We start from the raw sequence: 14,806 nt of genomic DNA on the forward strand, positions 1-14,806 counted from the left end.
AAATATCGAATGATAGCTTGATTATAATTCTAAAAAAACAGGAGTTCTGTAATGTAGATGACAGATGCCGATTTGGTTGGCATGTTAATCTGTTAACTAAACCGTCAAGTACCATTGAGTTATCACTCAATTTTATTTTGTCATGGATGGCAGGAGATAATTCGCTCGATTAATAAAATAAGAATGCAAACGTGAAAGGAGAATATGGATGAAGATACTCGTTTTAGGAGGAACAGCGTTTTTCGGTCGCCGGTTAGTCCGTTTATTACTCGGGGATGGCCACGATGTGACCATTGCAACAAGAGGTCAAACACCGGATGATTTTGGCGACGCCGTGACCCGAATAAAGGTGACCGGACGAATCAGGATGCCATGATGGAAGCGTTCGGCAATTGTTACTATGATGTCGTTTACGATCAAATCTGCTTTAATCCTCAAGATGCCAAAATTTCGCTGGAATAGTTTGGAAACCGCGTTAAGCGGTATGTATTAACCTCAAGTATGGCACTTTATAATAGTAAAGATACCGAAATCACCGAAGATGATTTCACGCCGGAACAATACGTCTATGATTTAGAAGTTGAGAAATATGATTATGCCGAAGGAAAAGGTCAGGCCGAAGCCTATTTCTTCCGGAATGCGACATTTCCCGTCGTTGCGGTTCGCGTAGCCATGGTCATATCGGGAACCGACGATTATACAGGCCGTTTTGATTACTAAGTGAGGCATGTTGCTGAACATAAATCTATCGGCTTGTTGGAAGCCGAGTATCCTATTACTTATTTGACAGCGTGGGACGCGTCCGAATTTCTTAATTCTATCGGTGCCAAATCCGATTTTGTCGGACCAATCAATGCTGCGAATAGCGGTTACTTAAGCATCCAAGAACTCTGTTATGAGATAGGGGACTGCTTGAATACGACCCCGCTGTTTCATGTAGGCCGACATGAAGAACAAACTTTATCCCCCTACGCCATGTTTCCTTATACTTGGAAGATATTGAATTCCATAGCAGCATCTTTAGGATTTAAATTTCCGCCAATTCAAAAATCGATTTCGCTTATGGTCCAGGACAGTGTTTCTAAATGGGAAAGAAGCTTAAAAGAAGAATTTGATGCACTCCATGCTCAAAACCGTAATATGTCGCCAGATGCCTCTGCGACATTTGCCAGATTGATTCAGGATCTTCGAGATCAAGGTGCAGGCAAAGGACTGAATATCGGAGATAAGGCTCCCGATTTTACCCTGGAAGATGCTACGGGCAAACCCGTCACATTATCTGAAGAACTAGCCAAGGGCCCCGTCATTATCGTGTTCTATCGCGGTGAATGGTGTCCTTACTGCAATTTGCAATTGAAGGCCTATGAGCGCATCATGAATGAGATTAAAGCTGCCGGTGCTCAATTGATTGCCATAAGCCCGCAAACACCGGCTCATTCGCTTTCCATGAAAGAAAAACATGAACTGAGCTTCTTCGTCCTTAGCGATGCGAACAACAAAACTGCGGAAAACTACAATCTTAAATACAAGCTACCTTACTTTATGCAAGCCATCCAGAAAAGATCTGGTATTGAGCTACATCAATATAACGGTGACACATTTGAGCTTCCTGTCACAGCCACATATATTATCGATAAAAAAGGAACCGTCATAGCCGGTACTTCGGATTTAAACCATAGAACGCGGATAGAACCGTCCGAAGCCTTAAAAAAAGTCCCTTCGTTGCAATAATGTTATTGCAACGAACGCCAATGACTTTGCCAACATTATTTTGGAGGACTGATATATCCGATGAACAAGCTTTGGTATTTATCGCAAATAAGTATTTTTGAAGAAATGTCGCTAGAAGAGATGAGAGAGATCGATCAGCTAGATACCTTCCATCATTTCAATTGGATCACAAAAAACACATTGGTCCAAACCCCGGAGTCCACGCGCGAGGGACTCTATTTCATCAAGGAGGGCAGGCTTAGACTCTATAACCTGAACGATAGCGGAAAACAGTTCACGCTTGGCATTCTCACAAGAGGAAATATATTCGGAGAGTTAAATTCATTCTCGTTCGGAACCAGGAGGGTTTATATTGAAACGATGGAATCGACGCTTCTTTGCACCATGTCCGAGCCTCAGTTCGAACGGCTGATGATCAATCGGCCTCAGCTCGCGCTCAAATTTCTTAAAGCACTCAGTGACCGGTTAAAGGAGCGGGAGAACCAATTGGAACAACTTGCGCTTCATGGTCTTAGAAAACGCGTGCTCCATCTCCTTTCCACACTGAGTGCCAAATTCGGCGTCATTCAAGACGGATATGCATTGATCGATCTTCCTCTTTCGCATCAAGAGATTGCCAATATGATCGGTGCTAGCCGCGAAGCGGTCAGTGGCGTGATGAGCGAGCTTGCCAAGGAGGGTGTCGTTAAGCTATCACGCCTGTCTGTTCAACTTGCTGTTACAATACTTGAAGAAAATATTCCTCGAAACTCTATACATTGATATGCTTCAGATCCCTATAGAGTTAGTTTCAGCTGAAACTAGCCTGGAACTGCTTACATTATTCTGTGACAATCATCTCTAATGCTTCCCATCCCCCCGCTGCACCAGGGGGTCATGTTCAACCCTCTCCAATGCAGGGGAAATAGGACTGTTCTGTATTTGCGCTAAAAAGCCAATCGCCATTTAAAACAAATTTAGGAGTGGAAAAATGGAAAAATTACTTGTTATAAATGCGCATGCCAATGTTGATTCCCCTGATTCAGTTAGTCTTGAAGTCGGCAAATATTTTATTGAGAACTACCGCAAGATGAATCCGAACGAATTGATTGAGCAAATTGATCTTTATGGCGAAGAAATTCCAGAAATAAACAGCACCGTTCTGAGCGCTTGGGGGAAATTTGAATCGGGTGGAGAGTTGACGGACGATGAGAAACGCGTTACCAGCAAAATGAACGAAATTTTGCAGCAATTCAAGAGCGCGAAAAAATACGTGATCATCATGCCGCTTCACAACTTCAATATCCCCTCCCGGCTAAAGGATTACATGGATAACATCATGATCGCCCGCGAAACCTTCAAATATACGGAAAATGGCGGAGTAGGTTTACTAACTGACGGACGTAGTCTACTCGTGATTCAAGGAAGTGGCGCTATCTACACGAATAACGATTGGTACACAGATAACGAATTCTCACATAAGTATCTCAAATCTATGTTCAACTTCCTCGGCATTGAAGATTACCGAATTATCCGAGCTCAAGGTACAAGCAAGCTTGACAAAGCAGACGTGTTGGATAAAGCAAAAAATGAGGCCCAAGAAGCGGCAGCGCATCTGGCAAAGATAGTAACTGTCTAACCGTGCCTAAAGCTCATTTGCGACCATCGCTATAGTCGAAGATAAAATAAAGCGATGTTTCCGAAAGGAAATGATCGCTTCCTCTACAGCATTAGATGAAATCCGGAAAATAGTTATTAGGGACTAATGGTTTTAATTCCGCATAATTGCTCATTGACTAGGTTTGTCTCTAGTTATTGTGCTAAACTGCCCGTTACTTTAATGGAATCAAAAAAAGAGCTGCTTCAATGCAGCTCCTGCGCTATAAGTTTTCGTTAGTTAAACAACAATTGTCCTCAGTCCTTTTCCTTTAAGGTCTTAAATGGAAAAAGTAGGTTTATCGCTGTGGCTACGATAAACATAATTATCAACGTCAACCATTCATTAACACTTGGCATTATAAAAAAAAATGACATCGCAACTATATACATAGTTAGCCAAACCATGAATGGATAATAACGCTTTATTGGGAACAATCTCCTCCCCAATATTTCGCCGCCTCTAACAAGCAAAAAGAATAATAATATTTTAACAACATCGCTATTTAAAAACTGCATACATGCGACTCCATTTATTCACTTTTTTTCTTGTTATTATCACCAACCGCTTGACAATTAATCCAAACAAAAAACCTCCAAACATATGCGTGGCAGCCCTTCAAATGTTTAACTATCGTTTTCCGTTAGCGTAATTGATTCTTAGCATGAGATCGATGAATCCTTAATTCTTGTATCTTATAACGGTCCCTGCAATAAGGTCATATACAGTTTGTTTATTTTTGCTCCATAATGGACTTATCAAATAGATCAGTGCCAGAACGTAGACCACTGCCAATAATGAATAAACTAATGATTCCGGGTAATCAGAAGGAATTACCATGTGCCAAATGGTGAAATGCGCTAGTTCCCAAGGGACGAATTTAAGGGCAGAACGAGAAAGTGAAGAACCTAGTCCGATTGATTGACCGTTAATTCCAGTCACCATAACCCCCACTTTTCTTTTCCCCCATGTCGCGTGTGATTTCGATCCCTCACATACGGCAAAATAAAGATATACAGGCAGTGTAATGAATAGAAACCCAGTGACCTCGGCCGACAAAGGATTTGACGTAAACAATGGAGTCAACAATGGCCGAATAAGAAAAGATACACCGATTAGTATAATGATGTAGCCCGTAATGATAACATAATCCCATAAAAAGGCGATAATGCGGGTGCCTAAAGATACACTTCTTAACTTTCCATGCATATGCACAACTCAACCCCTCCTTAACAAAATAAGGAACGTATCACTATTTGTTTATTCGGGTTTTTATTCAACTATTCTGCCCGATAGAGTTGAACAGGCTACCGAAATGTCGGTAGCCTGTTGTCGTGGAGCTATAGTTCTGCGTTAGCTCAATGATTAGTCTGAACCGACGTTATTGTTCCATCTCACAACAGCAGCCGGCTTGCCTGGTTTACGGAGCTTTAAATCTAAACGTACTGCTCCGGTAAAGCTTTAATAATCTCTTCATATTTTAGAGCGATAGTGATTTCCAAAATATGAACCGGGTTTTGATGAGCGTAGGCTAACAGTAGTTCTTTATTGAACTCGTCATCGTTCATTTTCAAGCTTTTTCGGATTAACTCCATCATTGCTTTTTGACTTCTCGTATTCAATTGCTCAATTTTCTCCACAGCCAATTCAATTTCACTCTCCATAACTACACTCCTAAGTCAGATTCGTTTGAGTTCTAACATTTAATGTCATTAACAACAAAAAAGTCGCGATTTACGCGACTTTTGTCATTACATCTACTCTTAAAGGGTAAATATGTGATTACCAATGGTAATCTTGGCGGGTCTTTTTTTGCTCCAAGATGCCTGGGCAATATCAGGATTGTAAAAATAAAGGGCTCCAGTTGTTGGGTCCAAACCATTCAAAGCGGATTTTGCCGCGCGATAGGCAGACAAATTTGGTTTAAGGTTAAACTGACCATCATCAACGGCTGAAAATTGACCTGGTTGATGAATAACCTCAGTGATGGAATCAGGAAATTTTTCGGACTGGACTCGATTAAGAACGACAGCTCCCACGGCAACTTGTCCTAAAAAGGACTCCCCTCGGGCTTCGGAATGAATTATTCGCGCCAATTCGTCCAGCACCGACTGTTTGGGTGAAATCGTATTTTTTAGTTTAGACAAAGTTAAGGAATCGGCTTCACCATCAACTGACAAGCCATAGCCTGCTTGAAATTTCTTTACAGCATTCTTAGTCTGGTTACCGTAATAACCGGTAATTCCTGTTTTAAAGTAACCGAGTGCGCTTAATCGTTCTTGCAAATCCAGTACTTGGTCACTTTGTGTGCCTTGTCCTAACGATTGAGCAACGACTGGTGCGGCTATACCCATTACACCAAGGGAACAGACACAGATAAGAGCTTGTAGTTTCTTCTTCATGTTCAAGATAACCTCCTCTTCCTTTTACGCGCCGCATATGGCAACGAATGCAGCATTACAAATTTAGGGGTGTTGATCCGACTCAAGATGTCGCCTAACACTCTCAAAAAATGGGGAACAGCACCAAGCTGTCCCTATAAACTTCGGGAGAAACACCAATTAAGGGTCGCAATCACAAAAAGGAGCTAGCTTCTTCACTATCGTTACCCTTTAGAGTAATGAAGTTTTAATGTAGTAACATCAAAACTTATAATTGAAACTCAATTAAATGCTCTTGGCACAAACCTAGCCTAACACTCAGTACATTGCATCCAGACGCTCTACTTACACGTTGAAGAAACTGCTTCTGCTTCATTTGTGATTTTAACTCTATGGAGCCTGTTCTAAACTGTCTCTGATGATGTGTAGCGCATAATCCCTTTGCTTTGATAGGCTTTTCACAATTTCCTGCCAAGCATAAATTATTGTCACTCGTAACTGTTTTGGTACGTGCCATATCAAATTACATCCATTCGTAAGTAGTTGCAGGAAACTATCTAACGCGCGTATAAAAGATAATTATTGTCTTTAGAAAATATAGTGTTAGAATGTCACTTTACTATTCAACTAAAGTTCCTCGTTAGCGTAATGACCTCACCTGACTTGACTTGTCATCTATGGTACGGTTCAGCGTATCATCTCTAAGGCGAAATCATTTGTTGTTTTTTCTATGTATTTTTGATAGCGCGAAATCAAGAAGCACCCTCTTAGGGTGCCCTTATTGTCCTTCTAAGTTTTGCTTGCTAAGCGACTCTATTCAGTATCATCGCGGCTTGCACTGTGTCAGTCGGCAGATTGTCAGGAATGTTATTACACAAGTACATTTCGTCGAACGTCCTGCCGGTCAGCAGCTCCTCAAGGGTCCCAAGGTAGACTGAACGATCGGCTCAATCCCACCGCCGTGCACCGCGTGCGGCGGGATCGAGTCCACGTCTATCAAAGCGGCAGCGTCCGTCAAAGCAACGAAGTACTCGGAGATCAGACCCATGAGCCTGATCATGCCCCCTTGCCCTCCCTCAACACGCGCTGACCACATCGAACGCCGCCCGCATGGCTCACGACCGCCACACCTTTAGAAGACACGTCCTAGCCCAACCGGTGTAGCGGTTCCCAATCAGTTACCTCAAATACGGTGGCCGCGTCTCATTTCCCCCTCCGGTCAAGCCGTAGGGCAGGCTCAACCTTGAAACGCTCTTGGGACTAGATGGAATTCTGCTGTTCCAGCCATCTCAAAATCGCTTGATTTGATTCCTCCGGCTTTTCTTCCTGGATCCAATGACCGCAATCCAGATTGACTACTTCCACATTGGGCACGAACTTTGTCAGGTTTTCAGACTTCGCAACCATATCCCGATCGCCGTAGATCATGAGGGTCGGCTGCTGGATGATTGGGTTCACCTTCGCCAATAAGTGCCAGTTGCGTTCAAGGTTCCTGTACCAATTTATGCTGCCCGTGAACCCTGATGTTTCAAAAGCGGAGACGTAAACTGCCAGCTCGCTATCGCTCATTACGGGCTCACCGAGCGGTGTTTCCGCGTTGGCGAGATTGATCAACGCCATACCTGGCTCAGGTGCTTTGAGAGGCTCGTTCTTCCGGTACAGGTTACGAAGGAACCTGTACGTATTGTCTTCGAATACGGCGTCCGCGACGCCTGGCTGTCGATTGAAGTGGACGAAATAGAAATCGCCGCCAAGTATTTCTTCCATGAACTCGATCCAGGGTTTTTCTCCGCGCTCTTGGTAAGGCAAGCTCAGATTTATCACTTTATTGACGCGGTTTGGATGCAACAAGGTCAGTCCCCAAACGACGAATGCACCCCAGTCATGACCGACAAAGGTAGCGTCTTCGTATCCGTAGTGATCGAGAAGGGCGACGAGATCACCCGACAAGTGTTCAATGTCATAGTCTGTTACTTCGGTCGGACGGGATGAGTTGCCGTAACCCCGCTGGTTGGGGACGATGACATGGTAGCCCGCTGCAGCAAGTGCGCCGATCTGATGGCGCCAAGAAAAGGCATGCTCTGGCCAGCCGTGGCAGAGTACAATAGGTTTTCCTGCGTTCTCTCGGCCTGCTTCAAACACTTCGAGTTCCACACCGTTGACTGAAATAAGGGTGGGTTTAGGAAAATTGGTTGAATTAAACATTGAATTAAAACCTCCTTCTTGTGATACATGTAGTATAATGGATAAAAGGTGACATCTTATTGTCACCGTTCTGAAATCATGTAAAAAAGAGGGCAATTATAGACAAAGTGGAGAGACTCATTTCGATTATCATGATATTGCTGAAAAAAGAGGTTGTTGCTGCAACGGAATTCTCACAACTATTCAATGTCTCCAAAAGAACGATCCTTCGCGATATGGAAACATTGAGCTTATGTAACATCCCGATCTACTCTGTCATTGGGGTCAAAGGCGGCTTCGGCATAATGGATGAATACAAGGTGGATAAACGCCTATTAAGCAGCTCCGATTTACAGAATATATTAACTGCGCTGGGTGGATTGGAACAAATCCTCCTTACCGAAGAAGTTGAAAGAACGATAAAAAAAATAGAGGCAATGGTTAGTCCATTGTCTCTTAATCGTTCCATTCAACTGTCGTTTTATGATTGGGAAGGTCGGTCCGAAATTCTTGAAACCGTAAAGACATGTCAAGAATCCATAACAAAGAAAAGGCTGGTTTCGTTTAATTATACAGATAAAGACGGGGCTGTAACGGATAGAATGGTTGAGCCCTATGAGCTGCATTTTAGCGAATCGAGTTGGTACTTGAAAGGATTCTGTTTACATCGACAGGGATCTCGAACATTCAAGTTATCCCGGATCGATCATATTACTATGGATGAACGCGCGTTTCATCCTAGAGACGATTGGTCTGAGCAAGGACACGAAGCAAGTTATCTACCGCAATTCGTCACGATTAAGGCATGGATATCGCCTAGCATAAAAGATCAAATCATCGAAAGGTATGGTCGAAAAAGTATTGAAGACCATGGTTCTGGACTTTTATTAGCAACCATATATGTCCCTCAAAATTATATGGGATTTCAACTTTTAGCAAGCTTCGGCACTCATCTAAAAGTTGTAGAGCCCAAAACCTACGTTGAAGACTTTCGAAATTATTTATCTCAAATGATGGAGAACTATTCCTGATCAAGGTCTCGTCTCGGCCTATATGACCGATTCCACATGAGTTGGGTCTTTACGCGCTTCTTCATAGATTTAGCATCGAAGCTTCAACATTCAACTCAACACTTTTCGCCGTTACTTATGATACGGTTCACCGTAATGTATTTAAACACAAAGTACAATTTGAACGTAAGACATCAGTTTATAAAGATAGGACCACTACTAACAATGGAGTGGTGTATAGAACTTCACTTTTATTTACTTTTACGAAACCAACGAAACATAAAAAAAACCAAACCTAGAATAACAAAAAACGTAAGTAGAAATTTTAAATACCACATTGTTAAAGAAGTTTCATCACTTTTAAATTCCCCATGATTTAACGCATTGTTATATTCTCCACCTCTTTGAACAGCAATCGCTTCTTTCGTACTAATCCCTTTTATCTCAAATAATTTTGTTCCAACAGGAATAGTATTAGAATCTCCGTTTTTTTTCGGCATTGGATTAACGTTGCGTATTACTTCGCCGATTTGTTGCCCAATTCTATCCATGGGAATTATTTCTTTCAAAGTGTCTTATATGTTGTCGTTCCACAACACTCTATCAGAAGGATAACTTGTTGCTTCAGTAGTCGTTGTAATTCCAAGCACACAGATAGTTAAAAAAATAACATATACCCAAATTCGCAGATTTGCCACCACCATACATTAGATTATGAAATCGTTTTGCATCGTTGTTGTTTCCTAATAAACGCCTTCTTCAATATTGTGCTCTCGTTCTCTCGTTAGTGCAATGATGTATTTAATCATTAAACAGATGCTTCTGTTATTGCCTTCTTATTTTGAGAAGTGAAAAAATTAATAAGGCAAGCCCAATAATCAAGAACCATATCCATCCCTCGTAAGAAATCATTAGAGCTAGTTCCCATGTGTTTGATGGTCCTGAATTGGGTCCATCGCTGTATGGATAAGCAGAGACAGATGGTAATACTCCAATAAGAATCAGAGCCATTCCGATTATAAAAAAGAAAAAGTATGAAACTCTTCTCTTTGCCATCCCCTATTACCCTCCCTTTCATCGTTAGGATTCTGCGTTAGTCCAATCAAATAAACTAATGATTAACACAAAAACGCCTCCCAACATTTAGTCCTAGAAATAAGACGAAGGGGAAAGTTTCCATTTTATAACTTTCTTACACGCATGCTATTTCACTACACTGCCCGTTACTTCAATAGAAAAGGCAACCGATCGTATTACCAACTGCCGTCGTGTCATGATTGAGCTATATGTTCTTCGTTAGCGCAGCGAGGGACAATTCCTATCTGGTACTCGTCTTCGTAAATAAGTATGCCTGGAAGATCTTTAGAGATGGATTTAATTATCTCGATGTTATACTTCTCGGCAATATTAAAGAAAGGCTCCAATTGGGTTATCATATTAGGTGCATTATTTCCATCCTTAAACCATGTTACTGCATTTACTGAATTGTTATCATTGTAGAAGTGCGGATTGGGTAGATTCTGTTCGAACCATTCTTTTGTGTCTAGGTAAAGCTTTCTATCGCTTTCCGAAAGCTTATCGTCACGATATAAGTGATAAATAACAACAAAAATGCCATAAGGTTGTTTAGTCTTAGGACTAGTATAATTACCATGATATCTAATGTACAAAAATCTCTCCTCCTTAATTTACGTGGTACGTAAATAAAAAACGTGTTTGACCTTAACATAATGATAATTTAGGTGAACTCAATCAATTTCTTATCTATCTCTTCAATCTGTCCTATATTCGATGTACCGTCCCACAGAATAATTGCCCTAGCTTCATCATTCTCAACAAAATCATCAAGTTGGCATAGTTTACCTGAAAACAATGCACCGAACTCTGTCCTTTCAGGACCATGAAAACTTGGTTTAAGTCTAAATTTCATCAACCCTTTGAAGTCAACTTCATCTATTTTTTGATTGGTTTCCTCAAATAATTCCCTAATTACACATTGCTTAGCAGATTCTCCTTCTTCGATAATACCCCCGGGCAATTCCCAACTGTTCCTCCATTTATTATGCATGAACAGATACTTCCCCTGGCACTCCACTACAATTAATGCATGTGTTAGTGGTGAATCGAGTTCGATAACATCTAGTTGACTCTCTGCTATTTCTAAGAATTCCAAGAAAATATTTCCTTTTGCATCTGTCATGATTGCCATTTCTTTAACCCTCCATTTTCTTATGTGCTGAAACAAAAAAAAGCGCAGAACCCATGGGTCCTGCGCGTTGTATATCGCAGGATGGGAAGCGCGAAGAGCGTTAACCCATCCCAAATCTTTAGGAATGTGTTAACGCCTTTCATGATGATGAGGTTGTTTAAAAATCAAATTATACATTTAAATACCCCATTTCACTAACATTATGGTAATCGTAACCATTATTTTTTAATGCGTCAAGACTTAAATTATTCTGCCATCTGACAACTGCAGCCGATTACATACTGCTGTCGTTTTGTGATTGAACTAACGTTACCCGTTAGCTTAATTCGAAATGCTTCGAGCGATCCAAAGACTAATTTCCCGAAGCGTGAAACTCATAAAGTTTTTATTTATATTTTTCCAATCTGAGGGTGCTGTTTATATTACCTTCGCATTTAATGTCTCAGAGAACAAACGTAAGGGTATATAAACTTTATTATTATAATTAATTACAGGATCATCATTGCTAAATGATACTTCTTTGGTTTCACAATTTCTTCATAGTCTCCACTCCTCAATTTATTCAAAAATCAATTCATTTCGCGCCATATTTCATTAGTAGATCTTTTATTTCTTGCCCTAGGGGAGCAAAGAAAGCAGGTACATTCTGAATTATCTGCAGTGGCGTGTTTCCTTCATTATCTTTCACATCAACAATAGCTTTTGCTGCAAGTATGCTTTTAATCGTTGAAACTGTCTCTTCTTTATAATTTCCATACATTGGTCGTAGTGCTGCAAGTAACGCTGTATAGCCAGAGTCATTTCTTACATTGACGTCTGCGCCGCGATCTAACAGTAACTGAACCAATTGGGGGGAATTTTTGTTTGCAAGTTGAATTAAAGCAGTTGTTCTATTTTTTGACTTAATATTTACATCTGCTCCAGCAAGGACTAGTGGACCTATTAAATTAGTTGCCCGTTCAGCTGCATAGATGAGTGGTGTATATCCTGTTACTTGATCCTGTAAGTTGAGATTAACGGGTTGTTTTAATAAACGATCGAGGATTGAGAAATTAATTTCTCTCGAGTTATTGTTAGAATTTTCCATGAATTCAATAAATAAATCATTTAATTTCTCTGATTGTACTGTTGATAAAATTTGATCTATTTTAACGTCATCATTATTTATTGCTGCCATTTTCAGGTCAGCAAGTACATCTTGTAGTGAAAACCGCATACTGCTTATCAATAATTTGACAGAAGCGTAAGCCGTGATATTGCCTTTCTTTTGATCAGTAAAAGTATTAATTCCAGATTGGTAGTAATTATTAATAGCTATACGGCTAATGAGTTTGTTCTGCTGATCATAAAACAGCACCTCACCTTGAATATGCAGTGATTCCGTTGAAAGTAAATCTAACTTTCCGCTTATGTTGGTAAGATCTGAAGTTGCATCGTAAGTAAGAATCAAGTTTCCTATCGTGACTGTCTTTATATTCGAATCTTTTATATCCATCTTCCCATTAACAACATAAATAGTTTTTGTTGCATCAACATACTCAACATTTGCCCCTGTATTTTCAGCCAAAAATCTAATAGGTACGTAGGCATGCCCATTATAATTTAATGTTGTATACTCGCTATCTAAATCTTTAGTTTGACCATTAAATTCGTATCTCACTGAAAATAAGTAAGCTTGTATCGTGTCTGAAGCATAGACGGCGGTCGTTGCTGCTAAAGATACTCCGCAAATTAAACCAAGAAAAAATTTTTTCATGATTCATCTCTCCCAATCCGAGCGCGTGTTTTCGTATGCTGTTCGATAAGTTTAGGACTTTTTTAAAATGGTTATTTGTAGGCTGTGACTTCAAAATTAACTTTTGTATATTTAGAGAAATCCCCGACTTCCCCAGCCGAAACATACTTAATTTCGCCCGTGCTAATGGTCTGCTTTTGGTCAGAACCACCAGGTTTGGACGTGCTTGATGCCGTCCCAATCAGCTTATCGTTCACGTCATAAAAATGTAATTTAAACTCAATGTCATGTTCGGTTATCGAATTCTTGTCATGATCTAAAGCTAATAATCCTAGAATGCCCGTATATCCGCCATCTAGGTATAAATCGAGCAAACCAAAGTTAATATTGGCATATTTATTATCTTTAAGTATAGGGACATTTGAAGGAAAATGATTGATGGTAATTTCCTTGTATGTACCTTGATCTGTGTAATCTACAAAAGCCCAAAGCTGTTCGGAAATAAAACGGACAGGAACGTAAGCGTGCCCTTGATAATTAAGTACCGCATACTCTTTGTCGTCAATAGGGGCATGGGCATTTTTACCATTGATATTGAAAAATGCTGGAAACAAATATGTTTGAACCGATTCTGAAGCAAACACCGCCGTAGAGATGGATAAAACGTTCCTACAACTAATCCAAGAATAAATTTTTTAAAAATCTCAACTCCTTAATAATTATGGATTAATGACGTCCAGTATTTCTAAATCCTCCCGTCTTAACCTACTCACAACTATAAATCCAAGATAACCTCTTCAATTGTTACATCTCGTTTTATATGCAATTCATGAATCTTTTGATCAATTTCATCAAAATGATATAAAACAAAATGATCAATTAAAGGATAAGATTCTGTTCTCCCCTCTTTCCAATAAACAAATAATTGCGATCGGAGTGAACCATTCGACAACCCTTGGAAATCAACATTAACTTCGTTTGTATTAGGAACCGAATAATTTGTTGTTGCTTTATCATCATACCTCCAAACAGGTAATTGTGATTGCGTACTTATTATTTTCTGATAATTTGAACCAAGTGCATCCACAACATTATGCTCCATTGAACCTGGAACAACGTAAGCAAGTGTTTTAAGAATTAATTCATTATAAATGAGGACTGTCCTTGCATAGGGGTTCCAATCAACTTTTGCACCTAGGGCTTCGCTAACAAAGCGCAAGGGTATCATTGTTTTATCATTAACAATTTCTGAAGGCTGTTCTAGCTTTACTACAGCTCCATCTATAATTGCAGTTGAGTCACCAACGGAGAGAACGATAGTTGTATTTTCTTTTGTTGCAGTTACTGTATACGTATCCTGATTCCACTCAACTTTAGCTCCAAGTTTTTCAAAGATCACTCTTAATGGAATTAATGTAACACCATATTTGATAATAGGAAGTTGTTCATCCTCAAAATCCATAAGGTTGCCGTTAAACTTAACTTTCATTGGTATACGTTCTGGCTCTTTTGGAGACGGAGGTGTACCTTTGGGTTGCCCACTATTTGGGACATATAATCCTTTTTGAATGGGGGTTAAGAAGGCTTTTGTGATGGTCCTTAATTCATTTTCAGTAATGCTTTGTGTTCTTAATGCATTCGCTAAAATTTCACTGCGATAGTCAAGTTTCAATATTTCATCATTTGATAGACCTAGAGTGACAAGAAGATTATCATCGTCTTTCTTTGTCGTACTATCCAAATTCACTTGTGCCGACGAAAAATTAGAAAACAAAAATAATTGAAAAATCATAATTGTAATAATAATAATAATAATATTTTTTTTCATAATCCCCACTCCTATCTTGCGAACAATCTTCTTCTTGGATATTTAAGTAATTTTTCAAGATATCCTAATATGTTTAGACGTTTAATTTTGGG

Annotated in this window: 17 protein-coding genes; 6 read left to right on the forward strand and 11 right to left on the reverse strand. The window is 39.9% G+C overall.

Annotated features, from left to right (window positions below):
* Positions 1-208: 208 nt before the first annotated feature.
* The 5 genes from ACSQ8O_RS33375 to ACSQ8O_RS33395 all read left to right on the forward strand — a co-directional run bounded on the left by ACSQ8O_RS33375 (position 209) and on the right by ACSQ8O_RS33395 (position 3,349).
* Complete coding sequence (locus tag ACSQ8O_RS33375; protein WP_436245204.1) at positions 209-376, forward strand: NAD-dependent epimerase/dehydratase family protein; 168 nt, start codon at positions 209-211, stop codon at positions 374-376.
* A 125-nt stretch (positions 377-501) separates the two neighbouring features.
* Positions 502-720: a hypothetical protein gene (locus tag ACSQ8O_RS33380; RefSeq protein ID WP_436245205.1), complete on the forward strand. Its 219-nt coding sequence runs from the start codon at positions 502-504 to the stop codon at positions 718-720.
* Positions 721-912: 192 nt separating this feature from the next.
* Entirely contained in the window at positions 913-1,731 is an 819-nt protein-coding gene (locus ACSQ8O_RS33385; protein ID WP_436245206.1) for a peroxiredoxin-like family protein, read from the forward strand.
* 60 nt (positions 1,732-1,791) lie between these two features.
* Positions 1,792-2,493 carry a Crp/Fnr family transcriptional regulator gene (locus tag ACSQ8O_RS33390; RefSeq protein ID WP_436245207.1) on the forward strand — a complete coding sequence of 234 codons (702 nt, stop codon included), beginning with the start codon at positions 1,792-1,794 and terminating at the stop codon, positions 2,491-2,493.
* Between the two features lie 208 nt (positions 2,494-2,701).
* Entirely contained in the window at positions 2,702-3,349 is a 648-nt protein-coding gene (locus tag ACSQ8O_RS33395; RefSeq protein WP_436245208.1) for an FMN-dependent NADH-azoreductase, read from the forward strand.
* A gap of 699 nt (positions 3,350-4,048) precedes the next feature.
* On the opposite strand, the gene ACSQ8O_RS33400 is transcribed toward ACSQ8O_RS33395, so the two are convergent.
* From ACSQ8O_RS33400 to ACSQ8O_RS33415, 4 genes are all read right to left on the reverse strand, one after another.
* Complete coding sequence (locus ACSQ8O_RS33400; RefSeq protein WP_436245418.1) at positions 4,049-4,576, reverse strand: RDD family protein; 528 nt, start codon at positions 4,574-4,576, stop codon at positions 4,049-4,051.
* A gap of 227 nt (positions 4,577-4,803) precedes the next feature.
* Positions 4,804-5,031 carry a hypothetical protein gene (locus ACSQ8O_RS33405; protein ID WP_028554780.1) on the reverse strand — a complete coding sequence of 76 codons (228 nt, stop codon included), beginning with the start codon at positions 5,029-5,031 and terminating at the stop codon, positions 4,804-4,806.
* A gap of 99 nt (positions 5,032-5,130) precedes the next feature.
* On the reverse strand, positions 5,131-5,769 hold the full coding sequence (locus tag ACSQ8O_RS33410) for a cell wall hydrolase (RefSeq protein WP_436245209.1): 639 nt from the start codon (positions 5,767-5,769) through the stop codon (positions 5,131-5,133).
* A gap of 1,239 nt (positions 5,770-7,008) precedes the next feature.
* Complete coding sequence (locus tag ACSQ8O_RS33415; RefSeq protein ID WP_436245210.1) at positions 7,009-7,953, reverse strand: alpha/beta fold hydrolase; 945 nt, start codon at positions 7,951-7,953, stop codon at positions 7,009-7,011.
* A gap of 98 nt (positions 7,954-8,051) precedes the next feature.
* On the opposite strand from ACSQ8O_RS33415, the gene ACSQ8O_RS33420 reads away from it, so the two are divergent.
* A complete protein-coding gene (locus ACSQ8O_RS33420; protein WP_436245419.1) occupies positions 8,052-8,963 on the forward strand; it encodes a helix-turn-helix transcriptional regulator in 912 nt (303 codons plus the stop codon).
* 230 nt (positions 8,964-9,193) lie between these two features.
* Here ACSQ8O_RS33420 and ACSQ8O_RS33425 read toward each other — a convergent pair whose 3' ends face one another.
* From ACSQ8O_RS33425 to ACSQ8O_RS33455, 7 genes are all read right to left on the reverse strand, one after another.
* Positions 9,194-9,511, reverse strand: coding sequence for a hypothetical protein (locus ACSQ8O_RS33425; RefSeq protein ID WP_436245211.1), 318 nt, complete (start codon positions 9,509-9,511; stop codon positions 9,194-9,196).
* A 256-nt stretch (positions 9,512-9,767) separates the two neighbouring features.
* Positions 9,768-9,998 (reverse strand): hypothetical protein, encoded by a 231-nt coding sequence (locus ACSQ8O_RS33430; protein WP_436245212.1) that lies wholly within the window; start codon positions 9,996-9,998, stop codon positions 9,768-9,770.
* A gap of 215 nt (positions 9,999-10,213) precedes the next feature.
* Positions 10,214-10,612 (reverse strand): hypothetical protein, encoded by a 399-nt coding sequence (locus ACSQ8O_RS33435; RefSeq protein ID WP_436245213.1) that lies wholly within the window; start codon positions 10,610-10,612, stop codon positions 10,214-10,216.
* A gap of 68 nt (positions 10,613-10,680) precedes the next feature.
* Positions 10,681-11,151, reverse strand: coding sequence for an NUDIX domain-containing protein (locus ACSQ8O_RS33440; RefSeq protein ID WP_436245214.1), 471 nt, complete (start codon positions 11,149-11,151; stop codon positions 10,681-10,683).
* 574 nt (positions 11,152-11,725) lie between these two features.
* Complete coding sequence (locus tag ACSQ8O_RS33445; RefSeq protein ID WP_436245215.1) at positions 11,726-12,907, reverse strand: ankyrin repeat domain-containing protein; 1,182 nt, start codon at positions 12,905-12,907, stop codon at positions 11,726-11,728.
* Positions 12,908-12,978: 71 nt separating this feature from the next.
* A complete protein-coding gene (locus ACSQ8O_RS33450) occupies positions 12,979-13,530 on the reverse strand; it encodes a hypothetical protein (RefSeq protein ID WP_436245216.1) in 552 nt (183 codons plus the stop codon).
* Positions 13,531-13,661: 131 nt separating this feature from the next.
* The gene (locus tag ACSQ8O_RS33455) at positions 13,662-14,714 is read right to left on the reverse strand and encodes a copper amine oxidase N-terminal domain-containing protein (RefSeq protein ID WP_436245217.1); all 1,053 of its coding nucleotides are present in this window, start codon (positions 14,712-14,714) and stop codon (positions 13,662-13,664) included.
* Positions 14,715-14,806 lie beyond the last annotated feature (92 nt).

This window comes from Paenibacillus sp. LjRoot56 (genome assembly GCF_964253335.1).
GTDB lineage: Bacteria > Bacillota > Bacilli > Paenibacillales > NBRC-103111 > Paenibacillus_E > Paenibacillus_E allorhizoplanae.

Coding starts and splice junctions, on each gene's coding strand:
- ACSQ8O_RS33375 (WP_436245204.1), top strand. CDS start 209: ATGAAGATACTCGTTTTAGGAGGAACAGCGTTTTTCGGTCGCCGGTTA.
- ACSQ8O_RS33380 (WP_436245205.1), top strand. CDS start 502: ATGGCACTTTATAATAGTAAAGATACCGAAATCACCGAAGATGATTTC.
- ACSQ8O_RS33390 (WP_436245207.1), top strand. CDS start 1,792: ATGAACAAGCTTTGGTATTTATCGCAAATAAGTATTTTTGAAGAAATG.
- ACSQ8O_RS33395 (WP_436245208.1), top strand. CDS start 2,702: ATGGAAAAATTACTTGTTATAAATGCGCATGCCAATGTTGATTCCCCT.
- ACSQ8O_RS33400 (WP_436245418.1), bottom strand. CDS start 4,576: ATGCATGGAAAGTTAAGAAGTGTATCTTTAGGCACCCGCATTATCGCC.
- ACSQ8O_RS33405 (WP_028554780.1), bottom strand. CDS start 5,031: ATGGAGAGTGAAATTGAATTGGCTGTGGAGAAAATTGAGCAATTGAAT.
- ACSQ8O_RS33410 (WP_436245209.1), bottom strand. CDS start 5,769: ATGAAGAAGAAACTACAAGCTCTTATCTGTGTCTGTTCCCTTGGTGTA.
- ACSQ8O_RS33415 (WP_436245210.1), bottom strand. CDS start 7,953: ATGTTTAATTCAACCAATTTTCCTAAACCCACCCTTATTTCAGTCAAC.
- ACSQ8O_RS33430 (WP_436245212.1), bottom strand. CDS start 9,998: ATGGCAAAGAGAAGAGTTTCATACTTTTTCTTTTTTATAATCGGAATG.
- ACSQ8O_RS33440 (WP_436245214.1), bottom strand. CDS start 11,151: ATGGCAATCATGACAGATGCAAAAGGAAATATTTTCTTGGAATTCTTA.
- ACSQ8O_RS33445 (WP_436245215.1), bottom strand. CDS start 12,907: ATGAAAAAATTTTTTCTTGGTTTAATTTGCGGAGTATCTTTAGCAGCA.
- ACSQ8O_RS33455 (WP_436245217.1), bottom strand. CDS start 14,714: ATGAAAAAAAATATTATTATTATTATTATTACAATTATGATTTTTCAA.